Here is a 22,308-nt window from a genome sequence, read left to right on the forward strand (position 1 = left end):
GCACTGCAACGCCTTACGTTATCCCGATCCGGCCGCCGGCGTGGCGATTCCTGCGACGGCGGCCCGGCCGGTCACGGCTAGCGCCCGCGGCCTGAGGCAACGCATGGGCGCTCCCCGCGCCTATGAATTACGTGATCCTGGTGCCGCTGACCGGTGACCAGGAGATCCGTCCTCCCTGATAATTCTGGGCGACGCTGCCGCCGCCGATGGGGAATTCGTTGGTGGTGGGGTAGCCCAGGCGTCCGTGTTCGTAGCCTTGAGCGGCCCAGGCGGCCTGGATGCCTCCCCAAGTGGCGAACGCTCCGACGCCCGGGGCGTAGTGGATAGTGCCGCCCTGGAATCTCTGGTAGCAGCCGCCCTTTACCAGCCCGCAGATTTCCTTGCTGACCGGGTACCCGAGTTTGCCTTTTTCGTAGCCCACTTTGCCCCACGCGGCCCGGATAGCGCCCCACGTGGCGAAAGCTCCAACGCCCGGAGCCCAGTGGATGGTGCCACCCTGGAATCCCTGATAGCAGCCGCCGTTGCGCAGCCCGCAGATTTCCTTGCTGACCGGGTACCCGAGTTTGCCGCCTTCGTAGCCCGCCGAGCCCCACGCGGCCCGGATGCCGCCCCACGTGGCGAAGGCTCCAACGCCCGGAGCCCAGTGGATGGTGCCACCCTGGAATCCCTGGTAGCAGCCGCCGTTGCGCAGCCCGCAGATTTCGTTGCCGACCGGGTACCCGAGTTTGCCGCGTTCGTAGCCCACCGCGCCCCACGCGGTCCGGATGCCTCCCCACGTGGCGAAGGCTCCAACGCCCGGAGCGTAGTGGATGGTGCCGGCTTGGAACCTCTCGTAGCAGCCGCCCTTGACCAGACCGCAGATGATTGGCGACGTCGACGGTCCGAGGGCCGGCTTCGCGGCCGCCGCTGCTTTGATCGCGGTGGTGGCAGCCGACGGGACGGTGCCGCCTCCGCCGCCTCCCCCGGTCCCACCGCCGCCGCCTCCCCCGGTCCCACCGCCGCCGCCGCTGGGGAGCGTACCAGGCACCGGCCCAGGAGTTTCGGCGCCGCTGTTGATGATCACATCGTCGGCGTAAATGTCGCCCATCTGCTGATCGTGTTCGGCTCCGAGCTGTACTTTATCGAATGATGTCGCACTGATGTTGATCGTTTGGGCAAAAACAGACTTGTTGTCCCACCAGATCTGCAACCCTGTTGCCGCACCTTTGGGGACGATGTGCATCACCAGATGATGCCAGGTGCCCAGGGCAACGCTGGGCACCAAAGTGGTGTAGATGAACGCCTTCGCACCTGTGGTCCGGAGCACCAGGTCATTGGTGATGTTGTGCCGGAAAACGTCGACAAATCTGATGCCGCTGGAAAAGAAGCGGAAGTACGGGACGTCGTTTCCCGCTACACCCTGCTTGGTGATGTTGAACCAGCCGTCCGCGTAAGCCTCCTTCATTCCTGATGCCAGCCCCACGGACATGTTGGCGATTGAGCCGTTGTCCTGGGTTGCATGCAGATATGCCGAGCAGCCCTTGGAGTGCGAAAACGCCGAGGAGACCGACACTGTGCCCGTGACCGCAGTGAACGGGATGAACGGCGACAGGGCGCCCGACTCAAAATTCGTTGCAGCCGCCGTCGTCCCGGGATAGGGATCGGCGGGCGCCGGGCTGCCCGCTGTGCAGGCCGCGGGGGCTGCCACAGCCTGCACACCATCGAATGCGATCGAACCCGCCAAGGGTATGCCGAGCGAAATTGCCAGAAACAGTCGAAAAAGCCTTCTCATAGATCTGCCCTCCCACGTCTTGATCTGTTGTTCAGTTCCCGGGGTGCAGGCGGCGCCATCTTCAATGCTGAACAGCGCGGGGCGTGCGGCCCCCACCCCCGGGCCCGCAACAGGGCATTTCGCCGCACGAAGTCCTCACACTGATTCATCGGCCGGCTGCGCCGCCATGAGGGTGGGCGTCTGGAATCAAGGAATGGTTTGATGCCACATTTGAGAGACCCGCTTCCGACCGCCAAGTTGTACCAGGCAACTAGTTATGTCCACGACCCTAAAGTGCGGGCCGCTCCGGCACACGCGTAGCGAATACTCGAGTTTTTGCAACTGCCACGCGGCCGGCACCTGAATGGCCTACAAGGAGGTCCCGGTACTACGTGGGTTGCGCCACCGTTTCTACCCGGGCAACGGCCACTGGCCCGGGTCCGCCCTCCGGGTGCTGCGCTGGGGCGCTTTTCGTTATCCCGAACCGGCCAGCAGTGTGACGATTCCGGCCACGGCTGCCCGGCCGGCCCGGTTGGCACCGATGGTGGACGAGGACGGCCCGTAGCCGACGAGGTGCACTCTGGGCTCGGCGGCAACCTGGGTGCCGTTCATCGCGATGCCGCCGCCGGGCCCGCGCAGGTGCATCGGTGCAAGGTGTTCGAGTTCGGCCCGGAATCCGGTGGCCCACAGGATCGCCCCGGCGGCTAGGAACCTGCCGTCAGCCATCCGGACGCCGTCGGGCTCGATAGCGGTGAACATGGGATGCCGGTCCAGGGCGCCGCGCGCTGCGGCGGCGCGCAGGGCCGGCGTCCAGATCAGGCCCGTCACGGAGACGACGCTTTGAGGCGGGAGGCCCCGGCGCACCCGCTCCTCCACGAGGGCGACGGCGTCGTGGCCCGCGTGCCGGTCGAAAGCGGCCTCGCGCCAGACCGGTACCCGGCGGGTGAACCACGTGGTGCTGGTGACGTTGGAGATCTCATCGAGCAGACCGACGGCCGAGATCCCGCCGCCGACCACTATGACGTGCTGGCCGCGGAATTCTTCGGCGGAGACGTAGTCGGCAACGTGCAACTGCCGCCCGCGGAAGCTGGCCCTGCCCGGATAGATGGGCCAGAACGGCCTGGTCCAGGTGCCGGTCGCGTTGATGACGGCGCGGGCGGAGAACGTGCCACGGGAGGTGGTGATGGTCAACCGTCCGGCGGGATCGTCATCTTCCCGGGTCACCGAGTGCACTTTCACGGGTCGCTCGATCGCGAGGCCGAGATCCTGTTCGTACCCGTCGAAATAGCGGGTAAGGAAACTGGAGCTGGCCTCGGCAGGATCCACGTCGGGCTGCGGGATCCCCGGGAGATCGCTGATGCCGTTCACGTTTGCCATGAGCAGGCTCTTCCAGCGGTGCCGCCAGGCGCCGCCTGGGCCGTCCTCGGCGTCGAGCACGATGTACGTCAGCGCCAGCGGGCCCTGGGCTGCTGCCGGTCCTGGTGCCGCCGGTCCTGCTGCTGCCGGCTGCCCGGGCCCGGCCGCGGCAGGGACGGCAGGGACGAAGCCGCGGCGTTGAAGGTGGTAGGCCGCCGACAGCCCCGCCTGCCCCGCGCCAACCACCACGACGTCGGCCAGGCGCGCCGTCTCCGCGGTCAATCTGCCGCCCCGCTCAGATCTTTTTAACGACGCTGGACTTGAGCTGCATGGGGCCGACGCCGTCCACCTTGCAGTCGATGTCGTGGTCGCCGATGCCGCTGACCAGCCGGATGCCGCGGACCTTGGTGCCGACTTTGATGACGGTCGAGCTGCCCTTGATTTTCAGGTCCTTGACCACCGTGACGGTGTCGCCGTCGGCGAGGACGTTGCCCACCGCGTCCTTGACGACCGCGGCCGTAGGGGCATTGTCGGATTCTGCGTCCGTGTCCGCGGACGCGGACCATTCGTGCGCGCAGTCCGGGCAGACCAGGAGCGCCCCCATTTCGTAGGTGTATTCGCTGGAGCATACGGGGCACGGGGGCAGGGAGTCGTTCACGTCCCCAAGTTTAGTAGCCATTCAGTCCCGGCTTTAGGTGGCCGCGTTAGAACGGGTTCAGCAGCCGGTCCACGAACTGCCGTGTGCGTTCCTCCCGGGGGTCACGCAGCACGGTGTCCGGGTGGCCGCGTTCAACCACCACGCCGCCGTCCATGAAGATGACCTCGTCCGCCACCTCGCGGGCGAACGCGAGCTCGTGGGTGACCACCACCATGGTCCAGCCTTCGTCCGCGAGTTCCTTGATGACGGAGAGCACCTCGCCCACGAGTTCCGGGTCCAGCGCCGACGTCGGCTCGTCGAAGAGCAGCAGCTGCGGGCGCAGGGCGAGTGCCCGCACGATGCCCACCCGCTGCTGCTGGCCGCCGGAGAGCTCGAAGGGATAGCTGTTCTCCTTGTCGGCGAGACCCACCCGGGCCAGCAGCTCCCGTGCGTCCTGGATCGCCTCGGCCTTGGGCCGCTTCTGCACCTGGACCGGGCCCTCAATCACGTTTTCCAGGACGGTCTTGTGCGGGAAGAGGTTGTAGTGCTGAAACACCATGGCGCTGCGGTCCCGCAGGTCGGACACCTGCTTCTTCGCCGCCGGCGTGGAAAAGTCCACAGTGAGTTGCCCCGCGAACTCCGCGACGCCGGCGTCGGGCACTTCGAGGCCGTTCAGGCACCGCAGCACCGTTGTTTTGCCTGATCCGGACGGCCCGATCAACGTGACTACTTCGCCGCGGCGGACCTCAAGGTCAATGGATTTGAGCACTTCATGATCGCCAAACGACTTGCGCAGGCCGGTGACCGTCAACAGCGCCGCATCCGGAGTGGCGGCGTCCGTGGCCGGCGTTTCAGTGGGCGACATAGCGGTCCAATCTCTTCTCGAGGGCGGATTGTCCGCTGGCCAGGACGAGGCAGATGACCCAGTAGATCACGGCAGCCTCCAGGTACAGCAGCATGAACTCCTGGCTGAAGGCCGCGACTTGCTGCGCCACGCGGAACAGCTCGGTGACGAGGATCAGTGACGCCAGTGAGGTGTCTTTGACCAGGCTGATGAAGGTATTGGACAACGGCGGCACCGATACCCGGGCGGCCTGCGGCAGGATGATCCGTATCAGCGTCTGCCGGCGGGACATGCCGATGGTGTGCCCGGCCTCCCACTGCCCCTTGGGGACGGACAAGATCGCGGCCCGGATGACCTCCGCGGCATAACCGCCGACGTTCAGGGAGAACGCGATAATTGCGCTGGGCCAGGGGCTGATCGTGATTCCGACCGAGGGCAGCCCATAGAAAATGACAAACAGCTGGACCAGGAGCGGCGTTCCGCGGATGACGGAGATGTAGATCCTCGCAACCGCGGAGATCAGGCGATTGCGGCTCAGCCGCATGAGGGCGACCAGCAGCGCCAGCAGGAGACCCAGGCTGAACGACGCCAGCGCCAGCGGAATCGTGCCCGTGATCGCACCCGTCAGGAGGGGGCCCAGGGAAGACCAGACGAGGTCCCAGTGGATATTCATGCCCGCACGCGGCGTTCCTCAGCAGCCTGCATCGGGCTACTTCGAGACGTCGGCGTCGAAGTACTTCTTAGAAATCTTCGTCAAGGTCCCGTCCGCGGCGAGCTCGCCGAGGGCCTTGTTGATGGCGTCCGTCAGGCTGGTTGATCCCTTGCGCAGGGTGAAGGCGCTCAGCGACTTGTCCGTGGTCTCGGCGGCGACCTTGATGCTGTCGTCATGGTTCGTCTTCTGGGAGTCCAGGTACGTCAGTTTGTCGTTGATGGTGGCGTCGACCCGGCCCTGCTTGAGCAGCGTGATCGCCTGCGCCCATCCCTCCACGGCCTCGACGTTCGCGCCGCTCTGCTGGGCCAGCTTGTACCAGTTGCTCGTCAGGGACTGCGCGGTGGTCTTGCCCTGCAAGTCCTTGAAGGAGTTGATGCTGTTGTTGTCCGACTTGGTGACGATCACGCCCGTGCTGACCGTGTAGGGGGTGGAGAAGTCGTACTTCGCCTTGCGTTCGTCGGTGATGGACACCTGGTTGGCGACGACGTCGAACCGCTTGGCGTCGAGGCCGGCGAAGATCGCATCGAACTGGGTCTCCTGGTAGGCCGGCTTGACGCCCAGCTTCGCGGCGACGGCGTTCGTGATTTCCACGTCATACCCGGTCAGTTCGCCGCTGCCGTTGGCGTGGAACGTGAAGGGCTTGTAGGTGCCTTCCGTGCCGACTTTGAGCACCCCGGAGCTTTTGACGTCGCTCAGGGACGTGTCCGCGCCGGACGCGGGCGCCGAGCTGGCCGGCGAGGTGGAGGCAGAGCCGCAGCCAGCGAGTGCGAGTCCGGCTGCTGCAATGAGGCCGATAACGGAAAGTCCTGTGCGCTTCATGATGGTCCTTAGTCGTGGAGCCGGAAGTGGCCTTCCAGCAAAGCCGAATGGTGGCCGTCTCCTAGCGACGATAGCAAGGTCCAGCCCGCGGGGAAGACCCTAAATGACAGTTTGTTACGTCCGCTCCTGAGACAGTCTTGACGGATGCGCTTTGCGGAGACCTGCGACACGTGCCCGGGCACAAGAGGGCACAAAAAAGGGAACCACCGTCACCGGTGGTTCCCTCGCGTGGGTGGAGCTGAGGGGACTCGAACCCCTGACCCCCTGCATGCCATGCAGGTGCGCTACCAGCTGCGCCACAGCCCCTCATTTGCCTGAGAAGTTCTCGTCTTCCCTGAAGCAACCTGAATAGCCTAAACCAGAATTGCCGCGTGCGCCAATCGGCGCGCCGGCCCGTGTCATGCGTTGTCCGGGATGCGTCTGCGGACAACGCCGCCCGCCGGCCGGGGCGCCTTTGGACGCGATTCCGGCGCCTGTGTCCGTTGTTCTCGGCGTGTCCGTGGCAAAGTGGCCCCGGACCGCATGCCGGTTCGGGCAGAAAAAAATCCGCCGGAACCTTTCGATTCCGGCGGATTATCCGGTGGAGCTGAGGGGACTCGAACCCCTGACCCCCTGCATGCCATGCAGGTGCGCTACCAGCTGCGCCACAGCCCCGAATTTTCGCTGCTCCGCCCGCGTCTACTGACGCGGGAAGTTCCGTCTTTCGCCGGATCTCCCCGAAGCAACTCAAATATCTTAGACCAGCCATTCCGAAAATTCCAAATCGGGCATATTCACCGCTTTCGAAAGTGGCCGGCGAGGCGGCCTGCTACTCGGTGTCGGTGCTGGCGGTGGCCTTGGCAGAGGCATCGTCGCCGAGCTGAAGATCGACCACGGGGCAGTCCTTCCAGAGGCGTTCGAGGGCGTAGAAGACGCGGTCTTCCTCGTGCTGGACGTGGATGACCACGTTCGAGTAGTCCAGGAGCACCCAGCGTCCGCCGGAGCGGCCCTCGCGGCGGACGGGCTTCTGGTCGAACTTGGCGAGCTCGTCCTCGATGCCGTCCACGATCGCGTTGACCTGGCGTTCGCTCGGGGCCGACGCGATCAGGAAGACGTCAGCCAGGGCCAGCCGCTCGCTGACGTCCAGGGCCACGATGTCTTCGGCAAGCTTCTCCGAGGCAGCGCGGGCTGCATGGCGGGCGGTCGTGATGGATGAATCGGTTGCAGTCACGGGACTCCTTGTAGTGATGAAAATTCTTGTGGTGAAACTGTGGGCGCCGACGGCGGGCTCAGGCCTAGTGGGCCAGCCCGGTGACGATCAGCGTGATTCCGGCGATGAGGGCAATGACCCCCAAGGCCAGGACGCCAAGCTGCAGCAGGCGCAGACGCCGGGCCCGGCCCAGGCCGGCCGTAGCCGCGTCCAGGGGGTCGAGGCCGTAGGCCGAATGCGCGGCGACGGGTTCGCCGCCAACGAAGTTCTCCTCGGACTCCCCCGCGGCGGCCGCCGGCCGTGCCGTGCCTGCCTTGGCGGCGGCTTCCGCACGGGCTAGGACGCCGGCCCGGCCAGCGGCCGAACCCGCAGCAGCGGCCGCGGCCCGCTGGCGTGACAGTCCGGGGCGCCTGAGGCCCGGTTTGCGTGGCGCGTCCACCCGGGGACCCGGGTTGGTCACGACAGGCACATACGAGGTGGAGGGGCGCTTCATGACGGGCCGCTCCATGCCGGGAACTTTCTCAAATTCCAAGGGTGTCACCATCGCCAGGTTGTTGGCTGTGGTGGGGTCGTTGCGCGGCGGCGCTGCGGGCTGGCTGTTTTGTTCCGCGAGCTTCTGCTTGGCCGCCGCGCGGCGGTTAAGCACCGCGGCGCGCTCCGCAAGGGCGATCTGTTCGGCCAGGACGGCCGGGTCTACGGCGTCGGGATCCGTGGCCGCGACGTGCTCCATCTTGGCCACTTGGTTCTTGGCCTGCTCCGCGAGGAGTTCGCGCGCGGCCAGGGCCTGCTCCACGGTCATGCCCTGGGGGGTGGTGCCGCCGGGTCCGGGGCCGTCCGCCGCGGGGGTCTTGACCGGCTTGGGACCGGATTCAGCTGGGGCGGTGTCCCCCGGGGCCGCCTCTTGCCCGGCGGTCGGGGCTGCCTCCTTGACCGCCGGCGGGACAACCGGGGTAGCCCGGGTCCGTGGCGACGCCGGGACGATGGTGTTGGCCTGGGTGGCAGGGGCGGTCTCTGCCGCGAGTTGAAGGAGCCGCAGCTGGCGGCGTGTGGGCGGCCCTCCCTGGGCCAGGTGGCCTTCCTTCTCAGCCAGTTCCTTGATGGTCCGCAACGCGGCCCGGTCCCGGGCCCGGACCTGCGAGGACCGCTCGGTGCCAGCAGGCACGGAACCGTCAGGACCAGAACCGTCAGAACCAGAATCGGCGGGCACAGAATCAGCAGGCGCGTCGGACGCCCTGCGGCTCCGGCCGGTAGTTTCGGCCTCAGTAGGCTCGCCGGGTCCGGCAGTGTCCAGGCGTTCATCTCTGGCCTGTCGCATTTCGCGGCGGCTGCGGATGGGAGGCTGTTCCTGACTCATGGCAAACTCATTCAGTACTGGCTGGTTGGGTTATCTCGAGGGCTGGATCGTGCTGCGCGGCGTCAGCGTCTGCCGCGCCGTTCCCGTCGGCCCCGGCGTCTCCGGTGTTGAGGCGGGCCGCAGCGGCGGGAGCGTCATACAGGCCGTACTTTGCGATGTACTGGACCACCCCGTCCGGAACGAGGTACCAGACCGGGTTGCCTTCGGCCACCCTGGTCCGGCAGTCCGTCGAGGAAATGGCCATGGCCGGAACCTCCAGCAGGCTGACGTCCGTGCGTCCCATGCCGTCCAGGACGTGCCCCGGCCGGGTGACGCCCACAAAGTGCGCGAGCGACCAGAGTTCGTCGATGTCTTTCCACGACAGAATCTGGGCAAGTGCGTCCGCGCCGGTGATGAAGAACAGGTCGGCTTCCGGGCGCAGTGTGCGCAGGTCACGCAGGGTGTCGATCGTGTAGGTCGGTCCCGGACGGTCCACGTCCACCCTGCTCACGGTGAAGCGGGGGTTCGAGGCCGTGGCGATCACTGTCATGAGGTACCGGTGCTCGGCTTCGCTGACCTTTTTGGCCATCTTCTGCCAGGGCTGGCCGGTGGGCACGAAAACGACTTCGTCGAGGTCGAACTTGGCCGCGACCTCACTGGCCGCGACAAGGTGTCCGTGATGGATGGGATCAAACGTGCCACCCATCACACCCAGACGCAGGCGGCGCTGGGCGCCGCGCTGCTTCATGGTGGCGGAAATATTAGTGCCCTTGGGTGTGATCGTGCTTGTTCGGGTGCTGGCGGTGCGGGTCCGAGTGCTCCTCGACAGCCGCGTGGCGCCGGCCCAGGTTGGAGTAGGACAGCGTGATCAACAGCAGGACTACCAGAACCGCGAACATGGATCCGCCAATGACAAACGGCGGTGCGATGAGCGGTGCGAGTTCCTCGTGGCCCGACTCGCCGACGGCGGCGACGAAAGTGGCGATCTGCTGCGACAGCATGTTCTCCCCTAGTGAGTTCAAAATTTGACGACGGCGGAGGTGTCCGCCGTTCCGGTCTTCCGTTCCATGTTACAGCGTTGCTAGCCCCGGATCTGGCCCTCGCCCTGCACGATCCACTTCGTGGTGGTCAGTTCCGTCAGTCCCATGGGGCCGCGGGCATGCAGCTTCTGGGTGGAAATCCCCACCTCGGCGCCGAGGCCGAGCTCGCCGCCGTCGGTGAAGCGGGTGGAGGCGTTAACGATCACGGCTGCCGAATCGATCTCGGCGATGAAGCGCTCTGCGTTGGCGAGGTCGTTGGTCAGGATCGCCTCGGTGTGGCCGGTGGTCCACTTCCGGATGTGCCGAACGGCCTCGTCCAGGCTGTCCACCATGGCCACCGCCAGATCCAGGTCCATGTATTCGGTGGCCCAGTCCTGGTCCGTGGCCGGCACGGACTCGACCGACGCCGGCAGCGCCGCGCGGATGCGCTGGTCCACGTGCAGCCTGACCCCGGCTGCCCGCAGTGCTGCGGCCACGGCGGGCAGGACGGTGGACTTGGAGTGCACCAGGAGCGTCTCGACGGTGTTGCAGACGCTGGGCCGCTGGGTCTTGGCGTTGAGGAGGATGTCCACGGCCATTTCCTCGCTGGCCGAGGCGTCCAAGAAGATGTGGACGTTGCCCTCCCCGGTCTCGATGACCGGCACGGAGGAGTTCGTCACCACGGCCTGGATCAGTTCACGACCTCCGCGGGGAATGAGCACGTCTACCCGGCCGCGCGCCCGCATCAGGGCGTTGGCGCCGTCGCGGCCGTACTGGTCCACGGACTGGACAGCGTCGGCGGGCAAGCCCACCGATTCCAGCGCATCCCGGAGGATGGTGATCAGGGCGGCGTTGGTGGCAGCGGCTGCTGATCCGCCGCGCAGGATGACGGCGTTGCCGCTCTTGAGGGCCAGGCCGGCAATGTCCACCGTGACATTCGGACGGGCCTCGTAGATTGCGGCCACCACACCCATGGGTACGTTGATCTGGCGCAGGCGCAGCCCGTTCGGAAGGGTCTGGCCGCGCACGACGTTTCCCACGGGGTCGGGCAGGGTGGCGAGGTTTTCCAGGGCCGCGGCGAGGGCAGTGATGCGCGGCTCGGTCAGCGTCAGGCGGTCCAGCAGGGCGGTGCCCGTGCCGCTGGCCCGGCCGGCCGCAACGTCCTTGGCGTTGGCGGCCAGGATCTGGTGCTTATGTTCCACGAGCGCCTTGCCGATGGCACGCAGGCCGCGGTCCTTCCAGGACCGGTTGGCGTGCGCCATCTTGCGGGCGGCGTGACGCGAGCGGTCCGCAATCGCGTGGACGGCCGCTTCGACGTCAGCCGGCGGGGCCGGGGCTCCCGCGGGTGCAGGGTGCGGCGCGGCCACGGGGTTGCCGGCCGGGACGGTGTCGGCGGGCTCGGCGGCGGGCACGGAAGCGGAAGTCAGGGCCTCAGTCATGCTTCCAGTTTAGGCGTCGAGGGGACCTAGACCAGCACCAGATCGTCAACATGAACAACTTCGCGGTCATATCCGCGCCCGAGGGCCTTGCCCAGTTCCCGCGTGGAGCGGCCCAGCATTTGGGGCAGTTCGGCGGCGGAATAGTTCACCAGGCCCCGCGCGATCACGGTGTTGTCGGCGGACACCATCTCGACGGCGTCGCCGGCTTCGAACCGGCCCTTCACCGCGGCGACCCCGGCCGGCAGCAGCGAGGTGTGGCGGTCGCGGACGGCCTGGACCGCGCCGTCGTCGAGCACCAGGGTGCCCTGCACCGACGCCAGGTGGGCCAGCCACAGGAGCCGGATGGGCTTGCGTGCGCCGTTGACCGAGAACCACGTTCCCACGTCCTCCCCGGCCAACGCGGCGGCCGCATTGGGCGTGGAGGTCACCAGGGCGTGGATGCCGGAGCCCGCGGCGATGCCGGCGGCTTCGACCTTGGTGGCCATGCCGCCCGTGCCCACGCCGGCCTTGCCGGTGCTGCCGATCAAGATGCCGTCGAGGTCGTGGGGGCCGGCGACGTGCGAAATCCGTTTGGCGCCCTGCGAGGGCGGCCCGTCGTACAGGGAGTCGACGTCGGAGAGCAGCACCAGCGCGTCGGCCCGGACCAGGTGGGCCACCAGGGCGGCGAGCCGGTCGTTGTCGCCGAAGCGGATCTCGTGCGTGGCCACGGTGTCGTTTTCGTTGACTACCGGGACGACGCCGAGGTTCAGCAGCCGGTCCAGCGCGCGGAACGCGTTGGTGTGCTGGCTGCGCCGCATGAAGTCATCCGCGGTCAGCAGCACCTGGCTGACGGTGACGCCGTGGGCACCGAACGCCTGGGTGTACCGGGCCATCAGCAGGCCCTGGCCCACACTGGCGGCGGCCTGCTGGGTGGCGAGGTCGCGCGGGCGCTTGTCGAGCCCCAGCGGGGCGAGGCCCGCGGCGATCGCGCCGGAGGACACGAGGATGATTTCCGTGCCCGCGTTGCGCTTGTGTGCCAGGGCGTCGGCGAGGTTGGTCAGGGCCTCCTCGGAGATCCCGCCCTTGATGGACGTCAGCGACGACGAGCCCACCTTGACGACGATCCGTCGGGCCCCGGACAGCGCGGTGCGGTCGGGGGCCGACGGGGTCTGGGCCCCTGGGTTGGGAGCTCCGGAGTCGTGGGCACCGTGGTGGGCGCCGACGGGCTGTGACCGGGGCGCGACGACGGCCTTACTCGTCATCGGATGCGCCCAGTCCACTCTCCTTGAGCGGCTGCTGCGCCCGGCGGCCGCTGACGGATTCGGTCCAGATGCCGGCCTTGCGTTCGGCCTCGAGTTCGGCACGGGCGGCGGCCTTGGCGTCGCGGCGCTCCTGCTGTTCGTCACGCTTCTGGCCACGCGTCGGGCGGTCGCCGATGTCGGCGAAGCGCACGTCCGTGCCGCGCGGCGAGGCGAGCAGCTCCGCGCCGGCCATCATGGTCGGCTCCCAGTCGAAGACGACGCCGTCGTCCTCGCCGATGACCACCATGTCGCCCGGCTTGGCGCCCTGCTTGAACAGTTCATTTTCGACACCGAGCTTGGCCAGGCGGTCGGCGAGGTAGCCGATGGCTTCCTCGTTGGTGAAGTCGGTCTGCTTGACCCAGCGCACGGGCTTGTCGCCGAGAACGCGGAAGAGCGGTTCGAGGTTCTTTTCTTCGCGGCGGATCGTGAAGCCGCTTTCGTTGACGGCGCGGGGGCGCAGCACGGGGGCGTGCACCTTCGGCGGGGCCGCGGCGACGGCGTCGCGGGCGGCCTGGACGATTTCGGCCATGGCGAAGCCGAGCTGGCGGAGACCCTCGTGGCTCGTCGCGGAGATTTCGAAGACCTTGTAGCCGCGGGATTCCAGTTCCGGGCGGACGAACTCGGCCATGTCCTTGCCGTCCGGCAGGTCGACCTTGTTCAGGGCCACGAGGCGGGGGCGGTGGTTCAGCGGGATCACTTCACCGTCGGTCCCGCTGTAGCTCATGTCCACGGCGTACTTCTCGAGCTCGGCCTCGATGACGGCGAGGTCGGAGAGCGGGTCGCGGTCCGATTCGAGCGTGCCGCAGTCCAGCACATGCACCAGGGCGGCGCAACGCTCCACGTGGCGCAGGAAGTGGTGGCCCAGGCCCTTGCCTTCGCTGGCGCCCTCGATCAGGCCCGGCACGTCGGCGATGGTGAAGCGGACTTCGCCGGCCTGGACGACGCCGAGGTTGGGGATCAGGGTGGTGAAGGGGTAGTCGGCGATCTTGGGCCGGGCGGCCGACATCGCGGCGATGAGGCTGGACTTGCCTGCGGAGGGGAAGCCGACCAGGGCGATGTCCGCGATGGACTTCAGTTCCAGGACGATGTCGCTGGATTCGCCCTCGATGCCGAGCAGGGCAAAGCCGGGCGCGCGGCGCTTCTGCGAGGACAGGGACGCGTTGCCGAGGCCCCCGATGCCGCCGGCGGCAGCGATGTATTCGGCGCCTTCGCTGACGAGGTCTGCGAGGACTTCGCCGGACTTGGACTTCACCACGGTGCCCACGGGCACCGGAAGGATCAGGGTCTCGCCGTTCTTGCCGCCGCGCCAGTCGCCCATGCCGGGACCGCCGTTGGTGGCGTGCCGGTGGGGCGCGTGGTGGTAGTCGAGCAGAGTGGTGGTCTGGGGGTCGACCCGCAGGATGACGTCGCCGCCGTTGCCGCCGTTGCCGCCATCGGGACCGCCGAGCGGCTTGAACTTCTCACGGTGCACGGAGACACAGCCGTGGCCGCCGGTACCGCCGGATACGTGCAGTACTACCCGGTCTACAAAGCTAGCCACGTGGATCTCCTCAGTGCTGTTCCCCGGACTCCCCTAGGGCGCCCAAGATGATTGTAATGCGGTTAAAACACCGGTGGAGCGGACCTATTGGCCCGCCCCACCGATAAAGAACGTGTTGTTACTCTGCAGCTGCAGCAGTCACGATGTTCACAACGCGACGGCCACGACGGGTGCCGAACTCGACAGCACCGGGGGTCAGGGCGAACAGGGTATCGTCGCCGCCGCGGCCTACGCCTGCACCCGGGTGGAAGTGGGTGCCGCGCTGGCGGACGATGATCTCGCCTGCGGAAACTACCTGGCCACCGAAGCGCTTGACGCCGAGGTACTGGGCGTTGGAGTCACGACCGTTGCGAGTGGAACTCGCGCCTTTTTTATGTGCCATTTGGAATGCCTGCCTTCAAAAAATTCTGGGGAATCTGCTGGAACCTGAACAGTAACGAAGGGTTACTTGATACCGGTGATCTTGACCTTGGTCAATTCCTGACGGTGACCCTGGCGCTTCTTGTAACCGGTCTTGTTCTTGAACTTCTGGATGACGATCTTCGGACCACGAAGGTCTTCGAGGATCTCAGCCGTAACCGTTACCTTGGCCAGGTCCGCAGCAGCGGACGTGACTTTGTCACCGTCCACCAGGAGCAGTGCGGGCAACTCAAAAGTGCTGCCGGCTCCACCGGGGACGCGGTTCAGGGTAACGAAGTCTCCAACGGAAACCTTCTCTTGGCGGCCGCCTGCGCGGACAATCGCGTACACCACTGGGGAACTCACTTCTCTCGACGTTTATTACTAGATTTGCGTGCGGAACCTGGGCCCAAATTGTATGGACCGGCTCACGCTGTGCCTCAACGCCGGTGGGTTCCCCGGGGGAACCCATGAGCTATCCCCGGAGCGAATCCATTTGGAATTCCAAGCGGACTGTTCTCAGGGTCATAACCCAAGTGTTGGCGTAAGCACCGAAGATCTAGAATACGCTAATTTTGCCTTCGGCCGCAAATGAGGCTGGTTCCGGCGGGTAGTCCGTGATAGGCGCCACAACGTCCTGATGCAGAGATCGTGCCAATGTTCTTGGCCGCGATCTCGACGATCTTGAGCTGTGGTGCCGCAACGACTACCGGAACCGTGCCCCACCATCCTACCGGCTGCGAAGGACCTGTCGGATCAGGCGTGCAGCCTCGGCGCGTCGAAGAAGTCCACTTCGTACCGTGATGACTGCCGGAAGGCCAGGGCCATGGCCTCCCGCTCGCTGTCGGAGGCGCGCCTGGCTGCCGCATCCGTGTGGGCAATCGCCTGCCGGGTTGCGGCGGCAAAGTCCTCGTCGGCATAGGTCCGCAGCCAGTCGGCGTACGGGTGCGCCTCGGGGGCGCCGTCGGCCAGGAACGCCCGGTGCAGGGTGGAGCCCACCTCGGCGTAGAGCCAGAAACACGGCAGGGCCGCGGCCACGAGCACCCCGTAGCTGCCGGAGACCGAGGCTGCCAGCAGGTGGTCCACGTAGGACTTCGTCACCGGGCCCAGGATCGGTGCCGCGGGGCGGGTGCGCAGCCAGGACCGGTGCAGCTCGGACTCCACTTCCAGGCATGTTTGCGCCGAGCGGGCCCAGAACAGCTGCTCGGCCTCGGTGGGGGCCATGGCGGCCGCGCGGGCCAGGACCCGGGAGTAGCCGTTGAGGTAGATGGCGTCCTGACGAAGGTAGTAGGCGAACTCGTGCTCGGGCAGGGTCCCGTCGGCCAGTCCGCGGATGAATTCCAGGCCGTAGATGGCGTCGAGATCGCCCGCGGCCCCCGCGCGCAGGGCCGCGGCGAATTCGCCTTCCGCCGGGCCGTGGCCGCGCTGGCTGCCCCGGCCGGCGGGACCCTGCTGCCCGCGCCGGCTACTCGTGACATCCTGCACGTGATGGAAGTGGTGGACCGGGCCGTTGCCGGTGCCGACGTCCAGGGCCGAGGCTTCGCGAAGCGCGCCGAGCAGCCAGGGCTTGACCTCCCGCAGCGCCGCTTCCCAGTCCCCCACCCGGGCCTGCACGGTGGCCATGGCCGAGGACAGCGAGCAGCCGGTGCCGTGGCTGTTGCGCGTGGCGATCCGCTCCCCCGGCACCACCACGGTCTCCTGGCCCAGCAGCCCTGCGGTGTTGACCAGCGCGTCCGGGCAGCCGGCGTCGGGCTGTCCGGCGCCCGACGGCCCCGACTGAAGGTGGCCGCCCTTGACCAGGACGGTGGTGCCGGTCTGGGCGGCCAGCCGCTTGCCCTGGGCCAGGGCCTCCGCCCAGTCCTCGGCGGCAGGCTCTTTGAGCAGGATGGCGAGTTCGGCGAGGTTGGGTGTGATGAGGTCCGCCAGCGGCAGGAGGGCCTGCAGGGCGGCCTCGGCCGATTCCTGCAGCAGCCGGTCGCCGCTGGTGGCGACCATCACCGGGTCCAGGACCACGACGGCGGGCCGCACTTTTTCCAGCCAGCCGCGGACGGCGTCAATCACCGTTGCGTCGCCGAGCATCCCGATCTTGGCGGCATCGATGCCGATGTCATCGCTGATCGCGTCCAGCTGCGCGGTGAGGAACGCCGCCGGAGGCACGTGAACGGCGCGCACGCCCTGGGTGTTTTGCGCGGTGAGGGCCGTGATGGCGGCCATGCCGTAGCCGCCGTTGGCTGCGATGCTCTTCAGGTCGGCCTGGATCCCGGCCCCGCCGGACGGGTCCGAGCCGGCGATGGCCAGCACGCGGGGAATGTGGCGCGGCTCGGGGTGCTCGCCGAGCCGAACCTTGCCGGGCAGAAAATTGGCCGGAAGAAAATCCCTGGACAGAGAATCACTGGACAGAGAATCACTAGACAGAGAATCACCGGACAGAAACTCGGACGGATTCGATGGTGCGGGCACGTCAGACATCCCTTCGCCGGTGCTAACCGGACAGGTTCAACGGGTGTGGATCTCAGCCGGCCCGATGCGCGGCACCCCGTGTCAGGGCTCCAGCCTAGCGTTGCCTCCGGGATGTCCGGTTAACGGCGAAACGGGCCCGGCCCGGGCCGCGGCAGGTGCCTTGGCTTCGTGAACCGATCCGGCCGCAGCCTGGCGCGTTGCCTCGCGATGCTCCACGGACGTCTCGTTGGCCGCCCCCTGGGCGCGGCTGGCGCTCCGGTTGCGGCGGCCGCGGCGGCCGCGCGTCGACCCGGTGTCCGCTGCCGGTGAGGACGGCGCCTCGGCAGCGGACTGTTCCTGCTTGGCTTCCTGCTTGGGTTCCTGCTTGCCTGCCTCGGCGTCGCCCAGGTTCGCGAACGCCTCGGTCAGCAGATCCAGCGTCAGGGCTGGCTCCTGCGCGTCCTCCGCGTGCTCGACGAAGGGCAACGCGACTTGCTCGCCGCCGAACGTCAGCACGGTCGCGGGGCGGCCGGCTGCCTCGTCGGCGGCTGCGAGCTTCGTGACGGCGTCGACGGCGGCCTTGCGGGCCCCCGCGTCGCTGACGGCGGCGGCCTCGCCGTCGTGCAGGTGGGCGGCGTGCGCCGCGGCAGCAATGTTCGCCAGCGCGGCACGCGTTGCTTCAGCCTTGGCGTGGCGTTCGGCCTCGGTGGGCTCGGCGTGGACAGCGGCCGGCGCCGACGGCGCGGCCGGCGTGCCCTCAGTGCCCTGGCTTCCCCGGCCGCGGCGCCGGCTCTTACGTTCGGTGCGGGCGGCAGGCGCGGCCTCGGCGCGCGGCACGTAGTGCTCCGCGGCGACCGTGTTGGCGCGGCGGTGTTCGACGGGCTCGTCGTGGGTGACGATGCCGCGGCCGGCGCAGGCCTCACACTGCTCGCCGAAGACTTCCAGCAGCCCGGTGCCCATCCGCTTGCGGGTCATCTGCACAAGGCCCAGCGAGGTCACCTCGGCCACCTGGTGCTTGGTGCGGTCCCGGCCCAGGCACTCCACCATGCGGCGCAGCACAAGGTCACGGTTGGATTCGAGCACCATGTCGATGAAGTCGATCACGATGATGCCGCCGATGTCGCGCAAGCGCAGCTGCCGGACGACCTCCTCGGCCGCCTCCAGGTTGTTCTTAGTGACAGTTTCCTCGAGGTTGCCGCCGCTGCCGGTGAACTTGCCGGTGTTGACGTCCACCACGGTCATGGCCTCGGTGCGGTCAATCACGAGCGAGCCGCCCGAGGGCAGGAACACCTTTCGGTCCAGGGCCTTGTGGATCTGCTCGTCGATGCGCCAGGCGGCGAAGATGTCCGTGTCCTTGGTCCACTTCTCGAGCCGGCCCACGAGGTCCGGCGCCACGTACGTGACGTAGGCCTCGATGGTGTCCCAGGCCTCCTCGCCGGAGACGATCAGCTTGGAGAAGTCCTCGTTGAAGACGTCCCGGACCACCTTGATGGTCAGGTCCGGTTCGCCGTAGAGCAGCTCCGGGGCCAGGATTTTGGTCGACGTCGCCTGGCTCTCGATGCCCTCCCACTGCGCGCGGAGGCGGTTGATGTCGTGCGTCAGCTCTTCCTCGGATGCCCCCTCGGCCGCGGTGCGGACAATCACGCCCGCGTCCTCGGGCAGGCGGTCCTTGAGGATCCGCTTGAGACGGTTGCGTTCGACGTCGGGCAGCTTGCGGGAGATGCCGGTCATGGAACCGCCGGGCACGTACACGAGGTAGCGGCCGGGCAGCGAGATCTGGCTGGTGAGGCGGGCGCCCTTGTGGCCGACCGGGTCCTTGGTGACCTGGACCAGGACGGAATCGCCGGACTTCAGCGCGTTTTCGATCCGGCGCTGCTTGCCCTCGAGGTTGACGGACTCCCAGTTCACTTCACCGGCGTAGAGAACGGCGTTGCGGCCGCGCCCGATGTCCACGAAGGCGGCTTCCATCGACGGCAGCACGTTCTGGACCTTGCCCAGGTACACGTTGCCTATCAGGGAGTCCTGCTGGGTCTTGGACACGAAGTGTTCGGCCAGGACGCCGTCTTCGAGGACGCCGATCTGGATTCTGTCGTCGCGCTGGCGGACGATCATCTGCCGGTCCACGGATTCGCGGCGGGCCAGGAACTCGGCCTCGGTGATGACGGTGCGGCGTCGGCCGGTGTCGCGGGATTCGCGGCGGCGCTGCTTCTTCGCCTCGAGCCGGGTGGAGCCCTTGAGGGACGTGACGCGGTTGTTGACCGGCGCCTCGGTGGCCGCGCGGGGTGCACGGACACGGGTCACGGTGTTGGGCGGGTCGTTGTCTTCCCCGCCCGTCAGTTCCAGATCCTGGTCACCACGGCGGCGGCGACGGCGGCGGCGCGAGGTCACGCCGTCGTCGAGTGTGCCTTCCTGGCTCTCGTCGCCCTCTTCGTCCGCGCCTTCAATAGAGCCTTCGGTAGAGCCGTCAGCGTCGGTGTCGGATTCGGCGGCGGTGCGGGTGCGGCCCCGCCGGCCGCGGCTGCGACGGCGACGGCGGCTTCCGCCGTCCTCGTCCTCGTCGCCTTCCTCCTCCTCGGCCTCCGCTGCCGGTGCAGCAGGCGCCGGACGCACCACGGTGCTGAGGTCGGGGGCCTGGAAGATCACCGACGTGAGGGCGCCCGGCTCCATGAACAGGGACGCGGCCGGGCTGTCCGCCGGCTGGGCTTCCGGCTGTTCGGCCTGGGCCCCGGCGGGCTGGGCCTCCGCAGCGGGCGCGTGGTCCGGTTGAGCAGCGGTGGCGGTTTCCGCCAACCCGGCTTCTTCGGCCGGGACGGCAATTGCGGGCACTTCGGCTTTCGGAGCGGCCTTGGCACGGCTGGCGCGGCGCCGGACCGGCTTCTCTGCGGCCTTCTCTGCGACGGCGGCGGCGGAATCAGCGGCAGCCTCAGGAGCCTCTGCGGGGGCGGGTGCGTTGGCTTCGGGCTCTTCGTCGAAGGCTGGCAGCGGTTCCGGGGCGGCAACAGGCTTGCGGGCACGGGTACGCCGTGCGGGCGCCTTGGCGGCAGTTTCGGGGGCAGCACTTTCGGCTGCGGCGGCTTCCGGTGCGGCTTCGACGGCGGCCGCCTTGCGGCGGCGGCCGGTGACGGGCTCATCCGAGCCTGCGGCGTTGGCCAGGGCCGATGCCTCGGCCACAGCCTCCGCGGCCGCCGCGTCGTCGACCTTCGGGACGGGCGCCTTGCGGCGGGTCCGGACGGCCCGCTTCGGCGCTACCGGAGCCTCTGCTTCCGCAGTTCCTGCTTCCGCGGCGACTAGCTCTTCGTTACCGGCTACAACCTGGTCATTATCCATATGTGGCTACACTCCTGCCCCTGATGCGCCGCCACATTCGACGCCCGTTGGGGCAAATATGCGTCAACACCCGCAGGCATTGACAGAAGTCAATTGGATACCCTCAGGTTCGCACCGGCAGTGGGGTGCGGCAGCCCTGGAGGGCCGGCGAGATTGTTTTTGGAACCCGTTGACCTAAACGCCACAGCCAGGTGCCGTCCAATGGCATTGCGCGACAGCTGGGATCAGTGGATCCTCAGCGCCCTGCTCATCATTGGCGGTCTTGAAACAAAATCGCCGGACCGGAATCCGGATGTGGATCGGGTTCCAGCCACGTTCATTGTCTCACAAGCACCGTCAAAGCTGGCGTAAGCGGGGCTGGAAGTGAATCGCCGCCGCCGGACGGGGCGGCCTGCGGACTGCCCCGAGGCCTGTTCGGCGGCTCGTCCTGCGGCGCCGCCCAGCCTGCGGCGTTAGAATCGGGGCCAGAAGCACCCGGTCACGACGAGCAAAAAAGGACCCCATATTCCATGCCCAGCATCTCCAGCACCGCCGGCGACGCGACCGTGCATCACCCGGGTTCCGACCCGGCATCCACGGGCCAGTCCCTTCCCACGATGACCCGCGACCGCCCGTTCGCCTGGCTCCTGCTCCTCACCGGCGTCGTCGGCTGGCTGGCCTCCGGCGCCTTGGTGCTGGAGAAGCTGGAGGTCCTCAAGGACCCGCACCACGTGACGGTCTGTGACGTGAACCCATGGATCTCCTGCGGCCAGGTTATGCAGACACCTCAGAGTTCCGTGTTCGGCTTCCCGAACATGTTCATCGGGATTGTTGCCTTCGCGGTAATCATCACCACGGCGATGGGCATCCTGGCCGGCGCCAAGTTCGCGCGGTGGTACTGGCTGGGGCTTCAGACCGGCGTCACCTTGGGCTTCGCGTTCGTGGTCTGGCTCTGGTCCCAGGCCCTTTACTCGATCCACATTCTTTGCCCGTTATGCATGATTGTGTGGGCCGTCATGATCCCCTTGTTCGTCTGGGTGACCGTGCGCAACATTTCCCACGGTGTGATCGCGCTGCCCGCCGGCCCCACCAAGGTTCTGGGCGACGCCGGCTGGATCATCACGGCGTTGCTGTACGTCGCCGTCATCGCCACGATCTTCTTCGCGTTCATCCAGGTCTTCATCGGGACCTCCGGGTACTGAGCACGCTTCAACAACGCGAGGCGACAGAAAAGGCCAATGTTCCGAAGAACATTGGCCTTTTCTGTCACCCCTGTACGGGGTATGCCCGGAAACGAGGGCTAGAACCAGATCTTGATCTCACGCTCGGCGGACTCCACCGAATCCGAGCCGTGGACCAGGTTCTGCTGCACGGCCAGGCCCCAGTCGCGGCCAAAGTCACCGCGGATGGTGCCGGGCGCCGCCGTCGTCGGATCCGTGGTGCCGGCGAGGGACCGGAAGCCCTCGATCACGCGGTGTCCCTCGAAGATCGCGGCGACAACCGGGCCGCTGAGCATGAACTCAACCAGCGGCTCGTAGAACGGCTTGCCGACGTGCTCCTCGTAGTGCTGCTCCAGCAGCTCGCGGCTCGCGTTGACTTTCTTGAGCTCGGCCAGGGTGTAGCCCTTGGCTTCGATCCGGCCGAGGATGGCGCCGGACAGGTTGCGGGCGACGCCGTCGGGCTTGATCAGGACGAGGGTGCGCTCAATGCTCACAGCTGCTCCAATGTGTTGGGGTGGGGTTCGGGTCAAGTCTACGGGTTTCGGGCTACGGGTTCGGGGCGCCGGCGCCGGGCGTTGGGTCCGGCCCGGTACCCGCAGGATGGGCCGCGTCCCACGCAGCCTGTTCGCGATCCCGTTCGGCCGCTTCCCGGTCGATCCGGATGCCCGTCCGGATCCCGTACCACCAGGCAATGGCGAAGAGGGCGCCCACAAGGTACATGGCCGGCTCCAGGATGCCGCTCAGGATCAGGACGAGCTGCAGGATCCAGCCCAGGGCCACGCCCCACGGCTTCGACAGGACCGCGCAGGTGAACACGAACACGAGGCACAGGCCGATCCCCACGGAGAAGACCAGGCCCGCCGGGAACTCGTTCCGGTGCAGGCCGAAGACGGCGAGCGTGCCGAAGAGCACCACGAATGCTTCCAGCAGCAGGACCGTCGAAGCGAACATGACCTTGGTGGAGCGCCGCTTCTTGGGCATGCCCGGGCGCCATTCGCGCTGGGCTTTGGTGAGCTTTGGCATCGC

The 22,308-nt window shown here is 67.5% G+C and carries 21 protein-coding genes, 2 tRNA genes and 1 riboswitch; of the genes, 2 read left to right on the forward strand and 21 right to left on the reverse strand.

Going from position 1 to position 22,308, the window contains the following annotated elements; translation table 11 throughout:
- Positions 1-127: 127 nt before the first annotated feature.
- The 19 genes from AB4Y72_RS15260 to AB4Y72_RS15350 all read right to left on the reverse strand — a co-directional run bounded on the left by AB4Y72_RS15260 (position 128) and on the right by AB4Y72_RS15350 (position 20,083).
- A complete protein-coding gene (locus AB4Y72_RS15260) occupies positions 128-1,687 on the reverse strand; it encodes a hypothetical protein (RefSeq protein ID WP_441427003.1) in 1,560 nt (519 codons plus the stop codon).
- A 537-nt stretch (positions 1,688-2,224) separates the two neighbouring features.
- Positions 2,225-3,388 carry an NAD(P)-binding domain-containing protein gene (locus AB4Y72_RS15265; protein WP_441427004.1) on the reverse strand — a complete coding sequence of 388 codons (1,164 nt, stop codon included), beginning with the start codon at positions 3,386-3,388 and terminating at the stop codon, positions 2,225-2,227.
- Positions 3,389-3,401: 13 nt separating this feature from the next.
- Positions 3,402-3,764, reverse strand: a complete 363-nt coding sequence (locus AB4Y72_RS15270; protein WP_441427005.1) for a zinc ribbon domain-containing protein YjdM — start codon at positions 3,762-3,764, stop codon at positions 3,402-3,404.
- A 46-nt stretch (positions 3,765-3,810) separates the two neighbouring features.
- On the reverse strand, positions 3,811-4,608 hold the full coding sequence (locus AB4Y72_RS15275; RefSeq protein WP_441427006.1) for an amino acid ABC transporter ATP-binding protein: 798 nt from the start codon (positions 4,606-4,608) through the stop codon (positions 3,811-3,813).
- Positions 4,595-5,260: an amino acid ABC transporter permease gene (locus AB4Y72_RS15280; protein WP_441427007.1), complete on the reverse strand. Its 666-nt coding sequence runs from the start codon at positions 5,258-5,260 to the stop codon at positions 4,595-4,597. Before AB4Y72_RS15280 ends, AB4Y72_RS15275 begins: the two co-directional genes overlap by 14 nt.
- Before the next feature lie 36 nt (positions 5,261-5,296).
- Positions 5,297-6,118 carry an amino acid ABC transporter substrate-binding protein gene (locus tag AB4Y72_RS15285; RefSeq protein WP_441427008.1) on the reverse strand — a complete coding sequence of 274 codons (822 nt, stop codon included), beginning with the start codon at positions 6,116-6,118 and terminating at the stop codon, positions 5,297-5,299.
- A gap of 233 nt (positions 6,119-6,351) precedes the next feature.
- Positions 6,352-6,424 (reverse strand) — tRNA-Ala (locus tag AB4Y72_RS15290).
- Between the two features lie 275 nt (positions 6,425-6,699).
- Positions 6,700-6,772: transfer RNA gene (locus AB4Y72_RS15295), tRNA-Ala, on the reverse strand.
- A 154-nt stretch (positions 6,773-6,926) separates the two neighbouring features.
- Positions 6,927-7,328 carry a ribosome silencing factor gene (gene rsfS, locus AB4Y72_RS15300; protein ID WP_441427009.1) on the reverse strand — a complete coding sequence of 134 codons (402 nt, stop codon included), beginning with the start codon at positions 7,326-7,328 and terminating at the stop codon, positions 6,927-6,929.
- Positions 7,329-7,392: 64 nt separating this feature from the next.
- Positions 7,393-8,661 carry a hypothetical protein gene (locus AB4Y72_RS15305; protein WP_441427010.1) on the reverse strand — a complete coding sequence of 423 codons (1,269 nt, stop codon included), beginning with the start codon at positions 8,659-8,661 and terminating at the stop codon, positions 7,393-7,395.
- A gap of 7 nt (positions 8,662-8,668) precedes the next feature.
- Complete coding sequence (nadD, locus tag AB4Y72_RS15310; RefSeq protein WP_441427011.1) at positions 8,669-9,388, reverse strand: nicotinate-nucleotide adenylyltransferase; 720 nt, start codon at positions 9,386-9,388, stop codon at positions 8,669-8,671.
- A 13-nt stretch (positions 9,389-9,401) separates the two neighbouring features.
- Positions 9,402-9,641 carry a hypothetical protein gene (locus AB4Y72_RS15315; RefSeq protein ID WP_441427012.1) on the reverse strand — a complete coding sequence of 80 codons (240 nt, stop codon included), beginning with the start codon at positions 9,639-9,641 and terminating at the stop codon, positions 9,402-9,404.
- A gap of 80 nt (positions 9,642-9,721) precedes the next feature.
- Complete coding sequence (locus AB4Y72_RS15320; RefSeq protein ID WP_441427013.1) at positions 9,722-11,098, reverse strand: glutamate-5-semialdehyde dehydrogenase; 1,377 nt, start codon at positions 11,096-11,098, stop codon at positions 9,722-9,724.
- Positions 11,099-11,124: 26 nt separating this feature from the next.
- Positions 11,125-12,339: a glutamate 5-kinase gene (gene proB, locus AB4Y72_RS15325; protein WP_441427014.1), complete on the reverse strand. Its 1,215-nt coding sequence runs from the start codon at positions 12,337-12,339 to the stop codon at positions 11,125-11,127.
- Complete coding sequence (gene obgE, locus AB4Y72_RS15330) at positions 12,329-13,918, reverse strand: GTPase ObgE (protein WP_441427015.1); 1,590 nt, start codon at positions 13,916-13,918, stop codon at positions 12,329-12,331. Before obgE ends, proB begins: the two co-directional genes overlap by 11 nt.
- Before the next feature lie 118 nt (positions 13,919-14,036).
- Positions 14,037-14,300 carry a 50S ribosomal protein L27 gene (gene rpmA, locus AB4Y72_RS15335; protein WP_120949928.1) on the reverse strand — a complete coding sequence of 88 codons (264 nt, stop codon included), beginning with the start codon at positions 14,298-14,300 and terminating at the stop codon, positions 14,037-14,039.
- A 62-nt stretch (positions 14,301-14,362) separates the two neighbouring features.
- Positions 14,363-14,671 (reverse strand): 50S ribosomal protein L21, encoded by a 309-nt coding sequence (rplU, locus tag AB4Y72_RS15340; RefSeq protein WP_018773353.1) that lies wholly within the window; start codon positions 14,669-14,671, stop codon positions 14,363-14,365.
- A gap of 402 nt (positions 14,672-15,073) precedes the next feature.
- Positions 15,074-16,627 (reverse strand): bifunctional hydroxymethylpyrimidine kinase/phosphomethylpyrimidine kinase, encoded by a 1,554-nt coding sequence (locus AB4Y72_RS15345; protein WP_441427070.1) that lies wholly within the window; start codon positions 16,625-16,627, stop codon positions 15,074-15,076.
- Positions 16,628-16,768: 141 nt separating this feature from the next.
- A riboswitch (TPP riboswitch) is annotated at positions 16,769-16,866 on the reverse strand.
- A complete protein-coding gene (locus AB4Y72_RS15350; protein ID WP_441427016.1) occupies positions 16,859-20,083 on the reverse strand; it encodes an Rne/Rng family ribonuclease in 3,225 nt (1,074 codons plus the stop codon). Its footprint overlaps the riboswitch before it by 8 nt.
- A gap of 201 nt (positions 20,084-20,284) precedes the next feature.
- On the opposite strand from AB4Y72_RS15350, the gene AB4Y72_RS15355 reads away from it, so the two are divergent.
- Together AB4Y72_RS15355 and AB4Y72_RS15360 are read left to right on the forward strand one after the other, a co-directional pair.
- Entirely contained in the window at positions 20,285-20,434 is a 150-nt protein-coding gene (locus AB4Y72_RS15355; protein ID WP_441427017.1) for a hypothetical protein, read from the forward strand.
- A 158-nt stretch (positions 20,435-20,592) separates the two neighbouring features.
- Positions 20,593-21,264, forward strand: coding sequence for a vitamin K epoxide reductase family protein (locus tag AB4Y72_RS15360; RefSeq protein ID WP_441427018.1), 672 nt, complete (start codon positions 20,593-20,595; stop codon positions 21,262-21,264).
- Positions 21,265-21,362: 98 nt separating this feature from the next.
- On the opposite strand, the gene ndk is transcribed toward AB4Y72_RS15360, so the two are convergent.
- Positions 21,363-21,776, reverse strand: a complete 414-nt coding sequence (ndk, locus tag AB4Y72_RS15365; protein WP_441427019.1) for a nucleoside-diphosphate kinase — start codon at positions 21,774-21,776, stop codon at positions 21,363-21,365.
- 52 nt (positions 21,777-21,828) lie between these two features.
- Positions 21,829-22,305 carry a DUF4233 domain-containing protein gene (locus AB4Y72_RS15370; protein ID WP_441427020.1) on the reverse strand — a complete coding sequence of 159 codons (477 nt, stop codon included), beginning with the start codon at positions 22,303-22,305 and terminating at the stop codon, positions 21,829-21,831.
- Positions 22,306-22,308 lie beyond the last annotated feature (3 nt).

The sequence above is a fragment of the Arthrobacter sp. YAF34 genome, from assembly GCF_052113245.1.
Classification (GTDB): Bacteria; Actinomycetota; Actinomycetes; order Actinomycetales; family Micrococcaceae; genus Arthrobacter.